Origin of the sequence: Scandinavium sp. (assembly GCF_051650185.1) — a bacterium.
Taxonomy (GTDB): domain Bacteria; phylum Pseudomonadota; class Gammaproteobacteria; order Enterobacterales; family Enterobacteriaceae; genus Scandinavium.
On the sequence record NZ_JBOFIN010000140.1, the window covers coordinates 20,048 to 35,609 of the forward strand.

A 15,562-nucleotide genomic window follows, 5' to 3' on the forward strand; every position below is an offset into this window, starting at 1 on the left:
ATTCCGAGGGTTACGCCTGCCCTTGCCCTGCTGCAAAAATTGCGCGACGATCGTCAGACTGGAATGAGGAAAACCATGAACGCATTCAACCCGGCGCAGTTTCGCGCCCAGTTTCCGGCGCTGAGCGATGCCGGCGTCTATCTGGACAGCGCCGCCACCGCGCTGAAGCCGCAGGCGGTTATCGATGCCAGCCATCAGTTTTACAGCCTGAGCGCGGGAAACGTGCACCGCAGTCAGTTTGCTGCCGCGCAAAAACTCACTGCTCGCTATGAAGCCGCGCGCGATCAGGTCGCGGCGTTGATTAATGCTCCGGATGGCAAGAACATCGTCTGGACTCGCGGCACGACCGAAGCCATCAATATGGTGGCGCAGTGCTTTGCGCGCCCTCGCCTGCAGCCTGGCGATGAGATAATCGTCAGTGAGGCAGAACATCATGCCAACCTCGTTCCATGGTTGATGGTGACTGAGCAAACGGGCGCGCGTATCGTCAAGCTGCCCTTGGGTGCAGATCGCTTGCCCGACGTTGAGCAGCTTTCCTCATTGCTTAACAACAAAAGCCGTATTCTGGCGCTGGGCCAGATGTCGAACGTAACTGGCGGTTGCCCTGATTTGGCGCGCGCCATTCAGCTTGCTCATGCCGCAGGCGTGGTGGTGATGGTTGATGGAGCCCAGGGCATCGTTCACTTCCCTGCCGATGTACAAGCGCTGGATATCGATTTTTACGCCTTCTCCGGTCACAAGCTCTATGGCCCAACAGGGATTGGCGCGCTGTATGGCAAAGCCGAATTGCTCTCAGAAATGACGCCGTGGTTGGGCGGCGGCAAGATGATCACCGAGGTGACCTTTGACGGGTTTAAAACGCAGCCCGTTCCCTATCGACTGGAAGCGGGAACGCCAAACGTAGCGGGCGTCATCGGGCTGAGTGCCGCACTTGAATGGTTGAATGAAACCGACATTGCGCAGGCTGAAACCTGGAGCCGCGGCCTGGCAACGCTGGCAGAAGAAGAGCTCGCCCGCCGACCAGGTTTTCGTTCATTCCGCTGCCAGGATTCAAGCCTGCTGGCCTTTGATTTCGCCGGTGTGCATCACAGCGACATGGTGACGTTACTCGCGGAATACGGCATCTCGCTCCGGGCAGGACAGCATTGTGCTCAGCCACTGTTAGCCGCGCTTGGCGTGAAGGGTACCCTGAGAGCCTCATTTGCCCCTTATAATACCCAGGAAGACGTTCACGCGCTGATCAACGCCGTGGACCGCGCCCTTGAACTTCTGGTGGATTAAATGACAAGCCCAGCCTTAGCCGGACATCCGTTCGGCACAACCCTGACTGAAGACGATTTACGACAGATTTTCGGCCCACTCACGCAGTGGGAAGACAAATACCGGCAGCTGATCCTGCTCGGCAAAAAGCTGCCTGCTCTGGCAGAAGAGCTGAAAGCTCAGGCCCAGGAAATTGCTGGCTGTGAAAATCGGGTCTGGCTCGGCCACACGCTGTCATCTAACGGGAAGCTTCATTTTTATGGGGACAGTGAAGGACGGATTGTGAGAGGCATGCTGGCAGTGTTACTGACCGCGATTGAAGGGAAGAGCGCGGAACAGCTTTTGTCGGCTGATCCGCTGAGCCTTTTTGATGAGCTGGGGCTTCGCGTGCAGCTTAGCGCATCCCGCAATCAGGGGCTGAATGCCCTGCGCGACGCAGTCATCGCCGCCGCGCAGAAGGCTTAAGCCTGACGATCGGCTTTCGCCATCATTTTCTTCAAAACATGGGACACCGCGACAAACCCGAACGTCGCGGTCACCATCGTCGCCGCACCAAATCCTGACGCACAGTCCATCCGTTTTGGCCCTTCGGCAGTGCTTTTCATCGCACATACCGTACCATCAGACTGCGGGTAAACCAGCGCTTCGGTGGAAAACACACAATCCACGCCAAGCTTGCCCTTACTGTTTTTCACCACGCCGAAATCATTCTTCAGGCGCTCGCGCAGTTTTGCCGCCAGCGGATCCTGAATCGTTTTCGCCAGATCGGCGACCTGGATCTGCGTCGGATCGATTTGCCCGCCCGCGCCACCGGTTGTCACCAACGGTACTTTGTAACGACGACAGTAAGAGATCAGCGCCGCTTTCGGCCGCACGCTGTCGATAGCATCGATGACATAGCTAAAGCCGGCCCCAAGATACTCAGCGACATTATCCGGCGTGACGAAATCATCAACCACCGTCACCTGGCACTCCGGGTTGATCTGACGAATACGCTCCGCCATCACTTCCGCTTTCGCAAGCCCGACATTGCCGCCTAACGCGTGGATCTGGCGATTGGTATTGGTGACGCATACGTCATCCATATCAATCAGCGTAATGGCGCCAATTCCCGTGCGTGCCAGCGCCTCTGCTGCCCATGACCCCACACCGCCAATGCCGACGACACAAACGTGTGCGTCAGCAAACAGCTGCAGCGCCTTTTCACCATATAAACGTGCCGTGCCGCCAAACCGCTGGCGCCACGCATCGCTAAGTACAACTGACATAAAACCTCAAACGACGTGATTAACCGCTAAAGACGTAACCGTTGCCCGCCCCACGCAATACCCAGACGCGACCGTAATGGTTATACCAACCCGCACGGTGTCCGGCATCCGGACCAATCCCCTGGTAGATATCGAAGTGCTGGCCTTTAATTGCACCGCCCACATCCAGCGCGACCATCAGTCGCAGCTCGTAGTGACCGTTAAATTTACCGTTGTTATCCAGCAGCGGGACTTCAGCCAGCAGCGTAGTGCCCGCCGGAATAATACTGCGATCGGAGGCGACAGACGCCCGGCCCACTAACGGAACAGCGCTCGCCCCTTTCACCGGTGCAAAAGATTGTGGTTTGAAGAACACGAAGGACTGGTTCTCTTCAAGCAAAGCACGCACTTCCGCTTCGCTGTGGGTTTCGCCCCAGTGACGGATAACCTGCATCGACATATCTTCTTTCTTATACTCGCCGCGATCGACAAGCACCTTGCCGATACTGCGGTATGCCCAGCCGTTTTTACCCGCGTAGCTAAAGAAGTTCAGCGGCGAGCCGTCGCCGAAATCGATATAACCGCTGCCCTGCACGTCCATGATGAAGTTATCCATCAGGGAATTGCTGTAAGCCAGAATGTACTTGTCGCTCAGCGCGCCTGCGTAGATTTCTGCGCGAGACGGCAGTCGACCGCGCTTCGGCGGCATGCGGTAGATTGGGTACTGGAACTCGCCCTGACGCGTGTGTCGCGCTTCAATTACAGGCGTGTAGTAACCGGTGAACTGGACGTTGCCGTAGTTATCTGCACCCTGCATCTGCCAGGCATCAAGCCCGTACTGCTTTAAGGTGCGCGTATCGCCACCGGCCTTAAGCCATTGCTGAACGGCACTGAACACAGCGCTTTGATTGCCATACAGGCGCGGCGATGCGTTACGAATTTCATTGACCTGCTGCGCGAAGTCGCCCCCATTAATTGGAGCCCCTACGGCGTCAGGCTGGTTCACCAGGGAAAACTGGTTGGTGAGCTTTCCGTCATTATATTGCTGACCGCGATCGGTCGGCTTTGATGAACAGGCGGCGAGTAACGCCATCATTGCCCCTGTTGCCAGATATTTTGCCCAACGTCCTTTCATGGTTTCCCGTCTTCTTTATAGGCTGAATGCGTGATGAAGATAACAAACCGTCAGGGGTATTGAAATGTGATAACGTGCCACGCAGTCCATTTTGAACAAAAAACAATCGACATGTTTTGTTTTTACCCACTCTTTATCATTTATGCAAAAAAGGGTTGCAACAAATCGTGACCCGCGTATAGTGCGCTTCCACGGACGCGGGATGGAGCAGCCTGGTAGCTCGTCGGGCTCATAACCCGAAGGTCGTCAGTTCAAATCTGGCTCCCGCAACCAATTAAAATATGATGTGTAAGGTTTACCTGATGGAAGGGTAAACATTCGGACGCGGGATGGAGCAGCCTGGTAGCTCGTCGGGCTCATAACCCGAAGGTCGTCGGTTCAAATCCGGCTCCCGCAACCAACACATGATGAAGTAGAAGGTTTATCTGATTCACGGTAAACAAACGGACGCGGGATGGAGCAGCCTGGTAGCTCGTCGGGCTCATAACCCGAAGGTCGTCAGTTCAAATCTGGCTCCCGCAACCACTTCATCAAACACTAAGCACCTTAACGGGTGTTTTTTTGTATCTGAAATTCGCCCAGCCCAAAAAACAAACAAAAAAATGACGCCTTCCGGCGCCATATTCTCTGATAATAATGCCTAACTGCGCCGTGCGAGCGTGGCCCCATCGGCAAAATAAGCTTTGATCCCCGCCAGTATCGACTCAGCAACTTCCTGCTGAAAGGCCGCTGTTTTCAGTTTGCGCTCTTCTTCAACGTTACTGATGAAGGCCGTCTCGACCAGAATGGAAGGAATATCCGGTGCCTTCAGTACCGCAAACCCCGCCTGCTCCACCCGATTTTTATGCAGATTGTTGACCTTCCCGAGCTTACCCAGCACCGCTTTACCAAATTTCAGGCTGTCATTGATGGTCAGCGACTGCACCATATCAAACATAGTGTGGTCGACGTAGCGATCGCCGCTCTTGCTCACCCCCCCGATCAAGTCAGAGGCGTTCTGAGTATCGGCGAGGTATTTCGCAGCGGTACTTGTCGCACCTTTGGTCGAGAGCGCAAAAACAGAAGAACCGCTCGGCTGGCGGCTGGTAAAGGCATCCGCATGAATCGAGACAAACAAGTCTGCGCGCTGCTTCTGCGCTTTCGCGACACGCACTTTCAACGGAATGAAAACATCCTCGTTGCGCGTCATGTACGCCTTCATGTTGCCTTCTTTGTCGATCAGCGCTTTCAGGCGGCGGCCAATTTGCAACACCACATCTTTCTCGCGAGTCCTGTATTTACCGACAGCGCCGGAGTCTTCACCCCCGTGCCCAGGATCAAGCATGATCACAATCGGCCTGTCGCGACCGGCTTTCCCCGGCTGTGGACCACTTTGCGCAGGCGGAACCTGCTTTTCCAGATCGCCTTTATTGTAATCTTCGAGCAGTGCCAGCAGCGGATCCTGCACTTCTGTTGCTGTGGAAGGGTAAAGATCCATCACCAGGCGCTCTTTAAAACCGGCGACTGGTGCAAGCGCAAACAGCTGCGGCTTCACGTTTTGCTTCAGCTCAAACACCATCCTGACGGTTTGCGGATCAAACTGACCCACGCGCGCAGATTTAATGTAGGGATCGTCGCCACGAATCTGCGCCCCCATGCCTTTCAGCACCGAGTTCAGGTTGACGCCTTCGAGATCGACCACCAGCCTTTCAGGATTGCTCAATGCAAACTGCTTGTATTTCAGAACCTGGCTGGATTCCACCGTCACGCGGGTATAGGTCGACGACGGCCACACGCGGACCGCAACCACCTGACTCGCGGCGGCCAGTCCCACCTGGCTTACGCTGAGTAACCACATCGCCCCGGCCCCTTTTAATAAGCGACGGCGACTTAATCCTGACTGACTTCCAGACATGCTTCTCCCAGGCAAAAATTTCAACTTTACTTTTTAAACATTGAGTTTGACCGAAAACTTTAACCAAAGGCGCATAAACTGTCATCAATAAAAGGGTAAACATTCCTGATTTGTGACGTTTTTCGGCTGACTTCTCCGCCACATTCACTGAAATTGCTGCTTGCACCTGCCGCCAAAAAAGAATAAAAATACACTCATTACGAATAATCATGCAATGAGGGTTGTGCTGTGGTGAAGGAACGTAAAACCGAGTTGGTCGAAGGATTTCGTCATTCTGTTCCCTACATTAATGCCCACCGCGGGAAGACTTTTGTCATCATGCTGGGCGGTGAAGCGATAGAGCATGAGAATTTCTCAAGTATTGTCAACGATATAGGTTTGCTTCACAGCCTGGGGATTCGCCTGGTGCTGGTGTACGGCGCACGCCCGCAAATTGATGCCAATCTGGCGGAACATCACCACGAGCCGATTTATCACAAGCACACCCGCGTGACGGATGCGAAAACCCTCGACCTGGTGAAACAGGCCGCCGGTATGCTGCAACTGGATATCACCGCACGTCTGTCGATGAGCCTGAATAACACGCCGCTTCAGGGCGCGCACATCAATGTCGTCAGCGGTAATTTTATTATCGCGCAGCCGCTGGGCGTGGATGATGGCATCGATTATTGCCACAGTGGACGTATTCGCCGCATCGATGAAGAAGCGATTCATCGTCAGCTCGACAGCGGCGCCATTGTGCTGATGGGCCCCGTTGCCGTTTCTGTCACGGGTGAAAGCTTCAATCTGACGTCAGAAGAAATTGCCACCCAGCTCGCCATTAAGCTTAAAGCAGAAAAAATGATTGGCTTCTGCTCCTCGCAGGGTGTCTACGACCAGCACGGCGAGATCGTCTCGGAATTATTCCCAAATGAAGCACAGGCTCGCGTAGAAACGCTTGAGGAAGAGGGTGATTACAACTCAGGGACGGCGCGCTTCTTACGCGGAGCGGTAAAAGCGTGCCGCAGCGGCGTGCGTCGCTGCCATCTCATCAGCTATCAGGAAAACGGCGCGCTGTTGCAGGAACTGTTCTCCCGCGACGGTATTGGGACGCAAATCGTGATGGAAAGCGCCGAGCAAATCCGTCGTGCAACCATCAATGATATTGGCGGTATTCTGGAACTGATTGAGCCGCTGGAGCAGCAAGGCATTCTGGTACGTCGCTCACGCGAACAGCTGGAAATGGAAATCGACAAGTTCACCGTTATCCAGCGAGACAACACCACCATCGCCTGCGCCGCGCTCTATCCCTTCCCGGAAGAGCGCATCGGCGAAATGGCCTGTGTAGCGGTGCATCCGGATTATCGAAGTTCATCGCGCGGTGAAGTGTTACTGGAAAGAATTGCGGCTCAGGCAAAACAGATGGGGCTAAGCAAACTGTTTGTGCTCACCACTCGCAGCATTCACTGGTTCCAGGAGCGCGGCTTCACCCCAGTCGAGGTGGATTTGCTGCCCGAGAGTAAGAAAGAGATGTACAACTATCAGCGCCGTTCAAAAGTGCTGATGGCGGATTTAGGCTGAAATAACTTTGCCGGGCGGCGCTACGCTTGCATCGGCCTACGATTTTGTAGGCCCGGCAAAGGCAGTGCCGCCGGGCGAGGCATTTACCCCATCCTCGCAAACAGCGCCGCCAACCCACTCCGGCGCTCTGTTTTCACCGTAATGGCTTTCGCCAGCAACGCCTCATCGGCGTACATCGACAACTGCTCTTTGGCTCGGGTGATCGCGGTATACACCAGCTCCCGGGTTACTACCGGGACATGCTGAGAAGGCAAAATCAGCGCCGCATGCTTGAATTCAGAACCCTGAGATTTGTGCACCGTCATCACCCAGGCGGTGTCGTGCTCCGGCAAGCGGCTGGGCTGGACTGATTTAATGCTGCCATCCGGCATCGGGAACCAGACGCGCAGGCCGTTTCCTCTGTCGAGCGCGATGCCGATATCCCCGTTAAACAGCCCCAGCGCGCTGTCGTTGCGGGCGATCATCACCGGACGGCCTTCATACCAGCGAGAGTGGCGTGAGAGCTGAATGCGATGCTTACGCGCCAGCAATTGTTCGAGCTGCTCATTCAGCCCAGCGACACCGTAAGGCCCCTCACGCAATGCACAAAGCAACTGATAATGACTAAAGACTTCCAGAATTTCCGCCGGCTCCGCTCTGGCTTTTACTCGTTCCAGATAGTCGGCATAGCCCTGGAAAGCTTCTTCAAGCATGATTTCGTAGTCTGCCGTCGTGCGCAGCGTTTTTAAGGCAATGTCAGAAAATCCTTCGGCGAACGCCTTTTTCATGGCCTGCACATCGCCTTTATTCACGGCTCTGGCTAACTGACCGATGCCGGAATGGCTGCCAAAACGGTAACTTTTTTGCAGCAGGCACAGGCTGTCTCGCAGTGCGCCTGCCTGCGTGCCCTTCCCGGCGGGTACGGAATAGCCCGTCAGTTGACTCAATTCCTGCGCTCGCTCTGGCGTATAGCCTTCGTTAACCCAGGCGCAGATATCACCCAACACGGCACCTGCTTCAACAGAAGCCAGCTGATCGCGATCCCCAAGGAAAATAACTCGCGCATGAGCAGGAAGCGCCGCAATAAGCCTCGCCATCATCGGCAGGTCAATCATTGAGGCTTCATCCACAACCAATACATCCAGATGCAATGGATTGCCTGCGTGATGGCGCAGGCGCTGGCTACCGGGCTGGGCTCCAAGCAAGCGATGCAACGTGCCTGCTTCGGTCGGCAGAAGCGCTTTTTGTTCATCGGTGAGCGGTAACTGGCGCAGCGCCGCCCCCAGAGATTCAGTTAAACGTGCGGCAGCCTTGCCCGTTGGCGCGGCAAGGCGAATGCGGCATTTTGGCAAGCTGTTAGTCTGAATCAGCGCGCCCAGCAGTTTCGCCACCGTGGTGGTTTTCCCGGTGCCGGGGCCACCAGATATCACCGAGATCCTTCGCGTTAACGCCACTGCGGCGGCCACTTTCTGCCAGTCTGTCTCTGCGGAAGCAGGGAAAAGCGCGGCCAGCGTATTCTTTAGCTGAACATGATCGCCAGCAGTACCGGGCTCAGACTGCGTGAAGAAGCGGGCAATCGTTAATTCATTGTTCCACATGCGATTGAGGTACAGCCGCCCTTCGCTCAACACCAGCGGTGTGGCCTCAGAGCCATCACTCACAGCCGGTGAGGCCTGTAATCGCACTTCGATTTCGCTCGCCGGTTCAGCCAGAGCAAAGAGTTGCCGCCATAACGCCTGAGCACGTCCGCTGGCCTGCTCATCTTCATGAAATCGCGACAGCGGCAGGCAGACGTGGCCTTCCCCGGCATCGCGGCTCAGCAGTGCGGCAGCCAGCAAAACGGCAGGATGGTCATTTTGCGCCACCATCAGCGCAAACTGTACGTCGAGCGGACGCAGTAGTTTTTGCTGAGCGGCCTCCAGCAGCAACGTTTCCATGGTCATGACACCACCTCCTGTGACGCGCCGGAAAAGAGCGAATCCAGACCGTCGATCAGTTCTCGTGCTGGACGAGTAGAGAAAACGCCTTGTCCGCTTTCACCGCCGTCAACGCCGCGCAAAAACAGATAGATAACGCCGCCAAAATGGCTGTCGTAATCGTAATCCGCCAGGCGATGGCGCAGATAACGGTGCAGTGCGAGGCTGTAAAGCTGGTATTGCAGATCGTAGCGATGAGACTGCATCGCCTGAGCCATCGCGACCTGGGTGTAGGCTTCACTGTTATCACCCAACCAGTTTGATTTGTAATCGAGCAGGTAGTAGCGCCCGTCATGGCGGAAGACCAAATCGATGAAGCCCTTCAGCATACCGCTCACCTGACGGAACTCTAACGGCGGGCAAGGAGCCGAAAGCGAGTCATGCTGACGAATCAGCGCGTCCAGCGCCTGCGGCACCAGCAGTTGTTCAATCGGTAAATAGAATTCCATTTCGACCTGTTTGTCGCGTGCCGCTAACTGGCTGAGCGATATTCCCGGCCCCGCCAGCGGAGTTTGCAAAATGGTCGCCAGCCATTGGGTTAACACCGGTGTCCAGTGAGCCTCAAAACCATTGCGCTCCAGCTGCTCCTGCATCCAGGCTTCTGATACAGGCTGCGTGAAATCAATCTCTTCAAACAGGCTGTGCAAAAACGTCCCCGGTGAAGCGCCACGCGGGAAGTTATGCGGCGTCAGCTCAGGCTCTTCAGGCACATCGGCAACCCCAGCGGCGTCGATATCAAGGCGCGGGAGCAAATCCTGCGCGGCACTGTGCCCTCGCTGCTGCAAGCCGGAATAACTGGTGACGCGCCAGTCATCAACAATGCGCCTTTGCATCGCTTTGGCCTGCAATTCCGGCATCTCAGGCGCAATAGGCTGCCAGCGTTCGGCAGCAGGCAGCGCCGGGCTCTCCAGCGAAACATGTTCATTGCAGAGCTCACGCAGGCAGGCTTCAAGCCCGGCGGCATCTTTAGGTTCCCCTTTTTGCACCAGACGCCCAATCGCGCTGTGATGCAATTCGGTGTCTGTGGCTTTGTCACTGCGACGAGGACTGAGCGGGGCAATGCCAAGGCTGCAATGCCAGATAGCGCGCGTCAGGGCGACGTACAGAAGGCGTAAATCTTCCGCCAGGCGTTCGGCCTCAGCCAGTTCCAGACTCTCTTCCGCATTATGTAAATCCAGCACCGCCACAAAGGACTGTCTGTCGTGATAGAACGCCTGATCCTGCTTGCGGTAACGGGCAATAAACGGCAACCAAACCAGCGAATACTCCAGCCCTTTCGATTTATGCACGGTGACGATTTGCACCAGATGCTTGTCGCTCTCCAGACGCATCTGCTGGCTGGAAGAACCGCTGTTTGGGTCGCCGATTTGCTGTGCCAGCCAGCGCATAAGCGCATGTTCGCTTTCCAGCTGGCCCGCCGCTTCCTGTAATAATTCGCTGAGGTGCAGAATGTCGGTCAGACGCCGTTCACCGCCCTGCGTCGCCAGCAGGTTTTCTGCGATATGTCTTGCCGCCATCAATGCACGCAGCATTGCCATGACACCGCGCTGCTGCCAAAGCTGACGATAACGGCTGAACTCTTCGACAAGTTCATCCCAGGCCACCTCATCCAGGTTCAGTTTTTCGATGTCCTGGGCATTCAGGCCAAACAGCGAACTGGCCAGCGCACTGCGCAAACTGGTTTCACGCTCTGGCGTTAGCACGGCCTGAAGCAGCCACAGCAATTCCTGAGCTTCCGGGGTTTCAAACACGCTGTCGCGGTTGGATAAATACACGGAAGGAATACCCAGTACGTTCAGTGCATCACGCACCTGCGCCGCTTCCTGGCGGTTACGCACCAGCACGGTGATGTCTGATGCCTGAACCGGGCGCGACTTATCACCCCGCCACAGCAAGGCTTCACCACGCTGCCCGGCGCTGAGCCAGTCCCGAATTTGCCCGGCGCAAAGCTGCGCCATAAAACTTTGGTAATCTCCCGCGCCGACATTAGCGCCAGGCATCAGCCAGAAGCTCATCGCCGGTTGATTTTCGCCTTTTAGCTCGAACCGCAGGCCCTGATTTTTCGGGGCAGATTTTACCGGCAAAAAGGGGATATCCCGGAACATGAAAGGGTTGTCGGTCGTGCTGAACAACTGGTTAACGCTCTCGACAACGCCTGGCGCTGAGCGCCAGTTGGTGTCCAGCGTGTAGTGTGCGGAGACATCGCTACGAGCGCGCATGTAGGTAAAAATATCCGCGCCACGGAAGGCATAGATGGCCTGTTTCGGGTCGCCAATCAGCAGTAATGCGGTATCTGCCTGTTGGCGCCAGATACGGCGAAAAATGCGGTACTGCTGCGGGTCGGTGTCCTGAAATTCGTCGATCATCGCCACCGGAAAACGTTGCCGGATAGCGGCGGCTAACGCTTCTCCGCTCTCGCTCTGCAACGCTTCATCCAGACGACTCAGCATGTCGTCAAAACCGAGTTCGCCGCGTCGACGCTTTTCTCTCGCCACAGCCTCGCGAATTTCAACCATCGCGCGGGAGATAACCAAATCATTGAGTGAGGGAGGCTCCGCCAGAAGCGCTTCAATCGTCGAAAAGAGCGGATGAACAGGCGGCGTTCCGCCCTCTTTGGTCCGCGAATACAGGAACGATTGAGCAAATTTCTCCAGCGAATCCGGCAGCTCGTAGCCGGTATGTTCTTCACTGGCCCACGCGCTGATCTTATCGATCCACTTTCCCTGATTGCCGCGATTGAACTTGCGGCGATCGAGATCGGAGTGCTCCAGCAAATCGCCAATTTCACCGACAGCCGCCAGCCACCGGGCTTTGATCCCGGCGATCTGTTCAATTATCTGCTGATGACGGGCAATCAGCGTTTCATCGGACGGCGGGGTTTCCAGCTGTGGCGCTTCGCCCTGAAGGTAGCGATCGATAGCTTTGAGCAGATCCTGCGGCCCTTTCCAGCTGGCATGAATGGCTTCAGCCACTTCACGAGGCAGCGGATAGCAATGGCGACGCCAGAAATCGGCACAGGCCTGGAAACGTAAGCGGGATTCATCTTCGATAAGCTGCTGTTCAAACAGCATGCCCGACTCAAATGCATTGAGGCTCAGCATGCGCTGACAGAAACCGTGAATGGTAAACACCGCAGCCTCGTCCATCTGCCGCTCGGCAAGCAGCAAAACGTCGGCGGCTTGTTCGCAGTCAGGAATTTCTTCAAGAAGGCTGGCGTAGAGAGGATTGTCGGTGCTGTTTCGCAGACAGGCGATGCGCAGTTCGTGGATGTTGCTGCGGATGCGACCGCGCAATTCTTTAGTGGCGGCTTCGGTGAACGTCACCACCAGCAACTCTTCAACGTTCACAGGCCGGACAAAGGCGGCCTCGCCGCCCAGTCCGAGCAACAGCCGCAGATACAGAGCGGCGATGGTGTAGGTTTTTCCGGTGCCCGCAGAGGCTTCAATCAGGCGCTCACCACAAAGCGGTAAGCGCAGGGGATTTAAGGACTCGGCGGTCTCGGTCATTCATTCTCTCTCATCAGCGGCATGGTTTGCTGCAACGCGCTGACGCTCTTCCACACTTTCCAGCCTTTTGGGTGCACGTATTCGGCTTTCCCGTTCTGGCTTCCGGAGACCTGTGAAAGGACGGTCATACCCTGCGGCTCCACCACCGTCTGATGGAAGAAATCGGCAAGTTTTTGCGGCGTCAGCAGTTTAATCTGGGCCACTACTTTATCACGTGAATCAAACTGCATATTACCGCGATCGAAATCTTTGCTGAGCTTCGAGGCCTCGTCACCTAACGTTTGCGGTGGTTGCAGCATTTGCGTGATCACCGCCTGCTGAATTTGAGCGAACTCTTCCGGCTTCATGGCGCGCAATTTGGCCTCCGCAGTTGGGAAGAAGGCCTTAAAACGCTTCCAGAGGAAATCTGGCTGCTTGTCGTTACTTTGCAGCAGGAAGCCCATACCCCACTGACGCCCGATGCTCACAGGGAAAGCAAACACGGCATAGCCAAGCTGTTCTTCCGTACGCAGCTGATTATAGAACCAGGGCTGAACGATTTGCCCAAGCATAGCGCTGGCTGCGGAACTGCTGAACTCGTCGGCTTTTGGCGGTGCAAACACCGCAGCCAGTGCAGAATCGCTGCTGCTGCCCGCTTTCTCAAAGATGGCGTTTTGTTTTTTATCCACCACCACATCTTTGTTGCGACACCATTCAGTGCCATGAGCATTGAGCTGCTTTTGTACTTCACGGGCAAGCGTGGTGGACTGTTCAGCCGTCATATTGCCGACGATCAGGAATTCCGGGCGCGCCCCTGTTTTTAAACTGTCTCGCCAGGCCAGCACATCTTTAAGCGTTATAGAGGGCAGCAGAGCCCGACGCTCTTCACGCTGGAAATACGGCACCTGAGAGAGCATTTGGATTGGCATAATGGCCTGATCAAACGCTTTGCCTTTCTCGGCAGAATCCATCATTTGCGTGTACCAGGATTTCGCCTGCTCAAGCTGCTCTTCTGTTGGCTGGTAGCTGAAATATCCCTGAAGCAGCGCGTCAAACAGCTGCGGTAAACGTTGGGTGTAGCCGTTCGCGTTAACCATCAGGCCATTATTGGCACCGGTTGAGAAGCTGATACCGCCGACCGCAGCCTGGTTGCTCAGTTGGTCAAGTGCAATCCCCGCCAGATAATCGTTGAGGGCAAACATCACCTGATTACGTGCGCTGTCCATCGCATGCGGGTTACGCAGCACGAGGGTCACATCCGCTTTCGGCTCACTGGCGAAATAACGGCTTGGGGTATACACCACCCGCAACTGAGGTTCATCCACGATCAACTGCGGCTTCTCGGTGACCTTCTCCGCTTTAATCAGGGAGAAATCATCTGGAATATAAGGGTTCAGCGTCGGCAATTGCAGGGCGATTTTCCCGGCGTCTTGCTGCCACTGAGCAAAGGTTTTGTCGTCAATTTTATCGACCTGATACGGCGCATCGACAAAGTAAGCTGTTTTGTTATGCGGTTCATTCGGACTGATGTACCAGACGCGCGCATTCTGCGGCGTCATCATCGCCAGACGATCGTGGATAGCTTTGGCATCGTACTGATCGGCAATATTCACCGCATCCAGAGTGTGCTCGACCGGCACACGGATCATGGTGTCAGCCAGCCATTCAACGTAGTCCATATCGCGGTTGATCGACGGATAGCGGAAATCCAGATCCAGCACGTGCGCGAGCTCATCGAAATAGGTTTTATCGATGCCTTTTTCACGCAACAGGTTCAGATAGCTGAAGATCGCCGCAACAACCTGATCGCGGTGTGCGAGGCCTTTATCCGTTAAGGTCGCGGAGATCGCCAGCACGCCGCTGTTGCCGTTCACCACAGGATCCGAGTCTGCACGAATACCTTCGACCAATCCCTGACTTTGCAGCCAGTCCGAGAGCGTTCCCGGGCTGCGATTGCCAATCAGGTACGTGATCAGCTCGTCGGTTTTGCTGCGGAATTGATCGGTGTTGTTGTCGATACGGAATTCAACGCGCAGTACTTTGCGCGGCACCGCTGGCACGTAGTGGATGATGATGCCTTTCTGAGCATCAGTGACAACAGGCACGGTAATTTCCGGACGGCTAATGTTCTTATCCGGCACTCGTCCCCAGGTTGCGGCAGCCATTTTCGCCAGTTCCGGCAACGGCTTATTGCTGTAAATCACCGCTTTCATCAGATTGGCTGAATAGTATTTATCACGAAACGCCAGCAGCGCGTCCAGCACCGGGCTACCCGGTTTGTCGCTCAGGGTTTCAAGATTACCGCCAGAGAAGCGCGCGCCCGGGTGTTTTGGATTGATGGTTTCGGCACTCACTTGCGCCATACGCATACCGTCACGACTGCGGGCCATCGTCAGCTCAGAATTCACTGCATTACGCTCGCGGTCTGCATATTTTTTATCGAGCAGCGGTTCGGCAATGGCGTCCGCAAGCCTGTCGACAGCCCCTTCCAGCGCATCATTTTCGACTTCGAGATAGAACGCGGTGCGATATGGCGCAGTACTGGCGTTGTGGCTCCCGCCGTGCATTTTTAAATACTCGGCAAGGCTGTCAGGCTGCGGATATTTTTTAGACCCCATCAGGGTCATGTGTTCCAGAAAATGAGCCAGTCCAGGATGGGTATTCGGATCTTCAAGCGAACCGACAGGAACAACCAACGCGGACAGGGATTTTACAGCCTGCGGATCAGACACCAACAGCACCACCATGCCATTATCCAGCTTGATAGCCTGATACTGACGCGGATCTTTTTCGCTTTTGCGGATGGTCTCTTGTATCGGTTGCCATCCGGTGTCGGCCTGACTTAACGGTGCCCAGAGGGCGAACAACAGTACATATACGGCATGTAACCAGGTGCTGCGGGGCATTCACGGACCTCATCATTAACAAACTTCCGGGCGGCTCTCAATGGCAGCCTCACTGGTGAACATCAGTCCGTGACAAGTTGCGCATCATAATGGAAAGCGAATTACTGCGCAATTTTTATA

The 15,562-nt window shown here is 55.4% G+C and carries 9 protein-coding genes and 3 tRNA genes; 6 read left to right on the top strand and 6 right to left on the bottom strand.

The window, feature by feature from the left end; genetic code table 11:
* Positions 1-75: 75 nt before the first annotated feature.
* Complete coding sequence (csdA, locus tag ACRCWW_RS19175) at positions 76-1,281, top strand: cysteine desulfurase CsdA (protein ID WP_438683806.1); 1,206 nt, start codon at positions 76-78, stop codon at positions 1,279-1,281.
* On the top strand, positions 1,282-1,725 hold the full coding sequence (gene csdE / locus ACRCWW_RS19180) for a cysteine desulfurase sulfur acceptor subunit CsdE (RefSeq protein ID WP_438683807.1): 444 nt from the start codon (positions 1,282-1,284) through the stop codon (positions 1,723-1,725).
* Here csdE and tcdA read toward each other — a convergent pair.
* Both tcdA and mltA read right to left on the bottom strand, forming a co-directional pair.
* A complete protein-coding gene (gene tcdA / locus ACRCWW_RS19185) occupies positions 1,722-2,528 on the bottom strand; it encodes a tRNA cyclic N6-threonylcarbamoyladenosine(37) synthase TcdA (RefSeq protein ID WP_438683808.1) in 807 nt (268 codons plus the stop codon). The genes csdE and tcdA overlap by 4 nt on opposite strands.
* Before the next feature lie 19 nt (positions 2,529-2,547).
* The gene (gene mltA, locus ACRCWW_RS19190) at positions 2,548-3,642 is read right to left on the bottom strand and encodes a murein transglycosylase A (RefSeq protein WP_438683809.1); all 1,095 of its coding nucleotides are present in this window, start codon (positions 3,640-3,642) and stop codon (positions 2,548-2,550) included.
* Between the two features lie 196 nt (positions 3,643-3,838).
* Between mltA and ACRCWW_RS19195 the strand changes: the two genes are divergently transcribed.
* From ACRCWW_RS19195 to ACRCWW_RS19205, 3 genes are all read left to right on the top strand, one after another.
* Positions 3,839-3,915: transfer RNA gene (locus ACRCWW_RS19195), tRNA-Met, on the top strand.
* 50 nt (positions 3,916-3,965) lie between these two features.
* Positions 3,966-4,042: transfer RNA gene (locus ACRCWW_RS19200), tRNA-Met, on the top strand.
* A 48-nt stretch (positions 4,043-4,090) separates the two neighbouring features.
* Positions 4,091-4,167: transfer RNA gene (locus ACRCWW_RS19205), tRNA-Met, on the top strand.
* 115 nt (positions 4,168-4,282) lie between these two features.
* Here ACRCWW_RS19205 and amiC read toward each other — a convergent pair.
* Positions 4,283-5,536: an N-acetylmuramoyl-L-alanine amidase AmiC gene (amiC, locus tag ACRCWW_RS19210; RefSeq protein ID WP_438683810.1), complete on the bottom strand. Its 1,254-nt coding sequence runs from the start codon at positions 5,534-5,536 to the stop codon at positions 4,283-4,285.
* Between the two features lie 228 nt (positions 5,537-5,764).
* Here amiC and argA point away from each other — a divergent pair, with 228 nt between their 5' ends.
* Positions 5,765-7,096: an amino-acid N-acetyltransferase gene (gene argA / locus ACRCWW_RS19215; protein WP_330982896.1), complete on the top strand. Its 1,332-nt coding sequence runs from the start codon at positions 5,765-5,767 to the stop codon at positions 7,094-7,096.
* Between the two features lie 83 nt (positions 7,097-7,179).
* On the opposite strand, the gene recD is transcribed toward argA, so the two are convergent.
* The 3 genes from recD to ptrA are packed head-to-tail and all read right to left on the bottom strand — an operon-like array spanning position 7,180 to position 15,442.
* Positions 7,180-9,018 (bottom strand): exodeoxyribonuclease V subunit alpha, encoded by a 1,839-nt coding sequence (gene recD / locus ACRCWW_RS19220; RefSeq protein WP_438683811.1) that lies wholly within the window; start codon positions 9,016-9,018, stop codon positions 7,180-7,182.
* Entirely contained in the window at positions 9,015-12,557 is a 3,543-nt protein-coding gene (gene recB / locus ACRCWW_RS19225; protein ID WP_438683812.1) for an exodeoxyribonuclease V subunit beta, read from the bottom strand. Before recB ends, recD begins: the two co-directional genes overlap by 4 nt.
* Positions 12,554-15,442 carry a pitrilysin gene (ptrA, locus tag ACRCWW_RS19230; protein ID WP_438683813.1) on the bottom strand — a complete coding sequence of 963 codons (2,889 nt, stop codon included), beginning with the start codon at positions 15,440-15,442 and terminating at the stop codon, positions 12,554-12,556. The genes recB and ptrA overlap by 4 nt, the downstream gene beginning before the upstream one ends.
* Positions 15,443-15,562: the final 120 nt, after the last annotated feature.

Excerpts from the sequence above, each read along its gene's own strand:
- amiC (WP_438683810.1), bottom strand. The coding sequence starts at position 5,536 with ATGTCTGGAAGTCAGTCAGGATTAAGTCGCCGTCGCTTATTAAAAGGG.
- recB (WP_438683812.1), bottom strand. The coding sequence starts at position 12,557 with ATGACCGAGACCGCCGAGTCCTTAAATCCCCTGCGCTTACCGCTTTGT.
- recD (WP_438683811.1), bottom strand. The coding sequence starts at position 9,018 with ATGACCATGGAAACGTTGCTGCTGGAGGCCGCTCAGCAAAAACTACTG.
- csdA (WP_438683806.1), top strand. The coding sequence starts at position 76 with ATGAACGCATTCAACCCGGCGCAGTTTCGCGCCCAGTTTCCGGCGCTG.
- csdE (WP_438683807.1), top strand. The coding sequence starts at position 1,282 with ATGACAAGCCCAGCCTTAGCCGGACATCCGTTCGGCACAACCCTGACT.
- mltA (WP_438683809.1), bottom strand. The coding sequence starts at position 3,642 with ATGAAAGGACGTTGGGCAAAATATCTGGCAACAGGGGCAATGATGGCG.
- tcdA (WP_438683808.1), bottom strand. The coding sequence starts at position 2,528 with ATGTCAGTTGTACTTAGCGATGCGTGGCGCCAGCGGTTTGGCGGCACG.
- ptrA (WP_438683813.1), bottom strand. The coding sequence starts at position 15,442 with ATGCCCCGCAGCACCTGGTTACATGCCGTATATGTACTGTTGTTCGCC.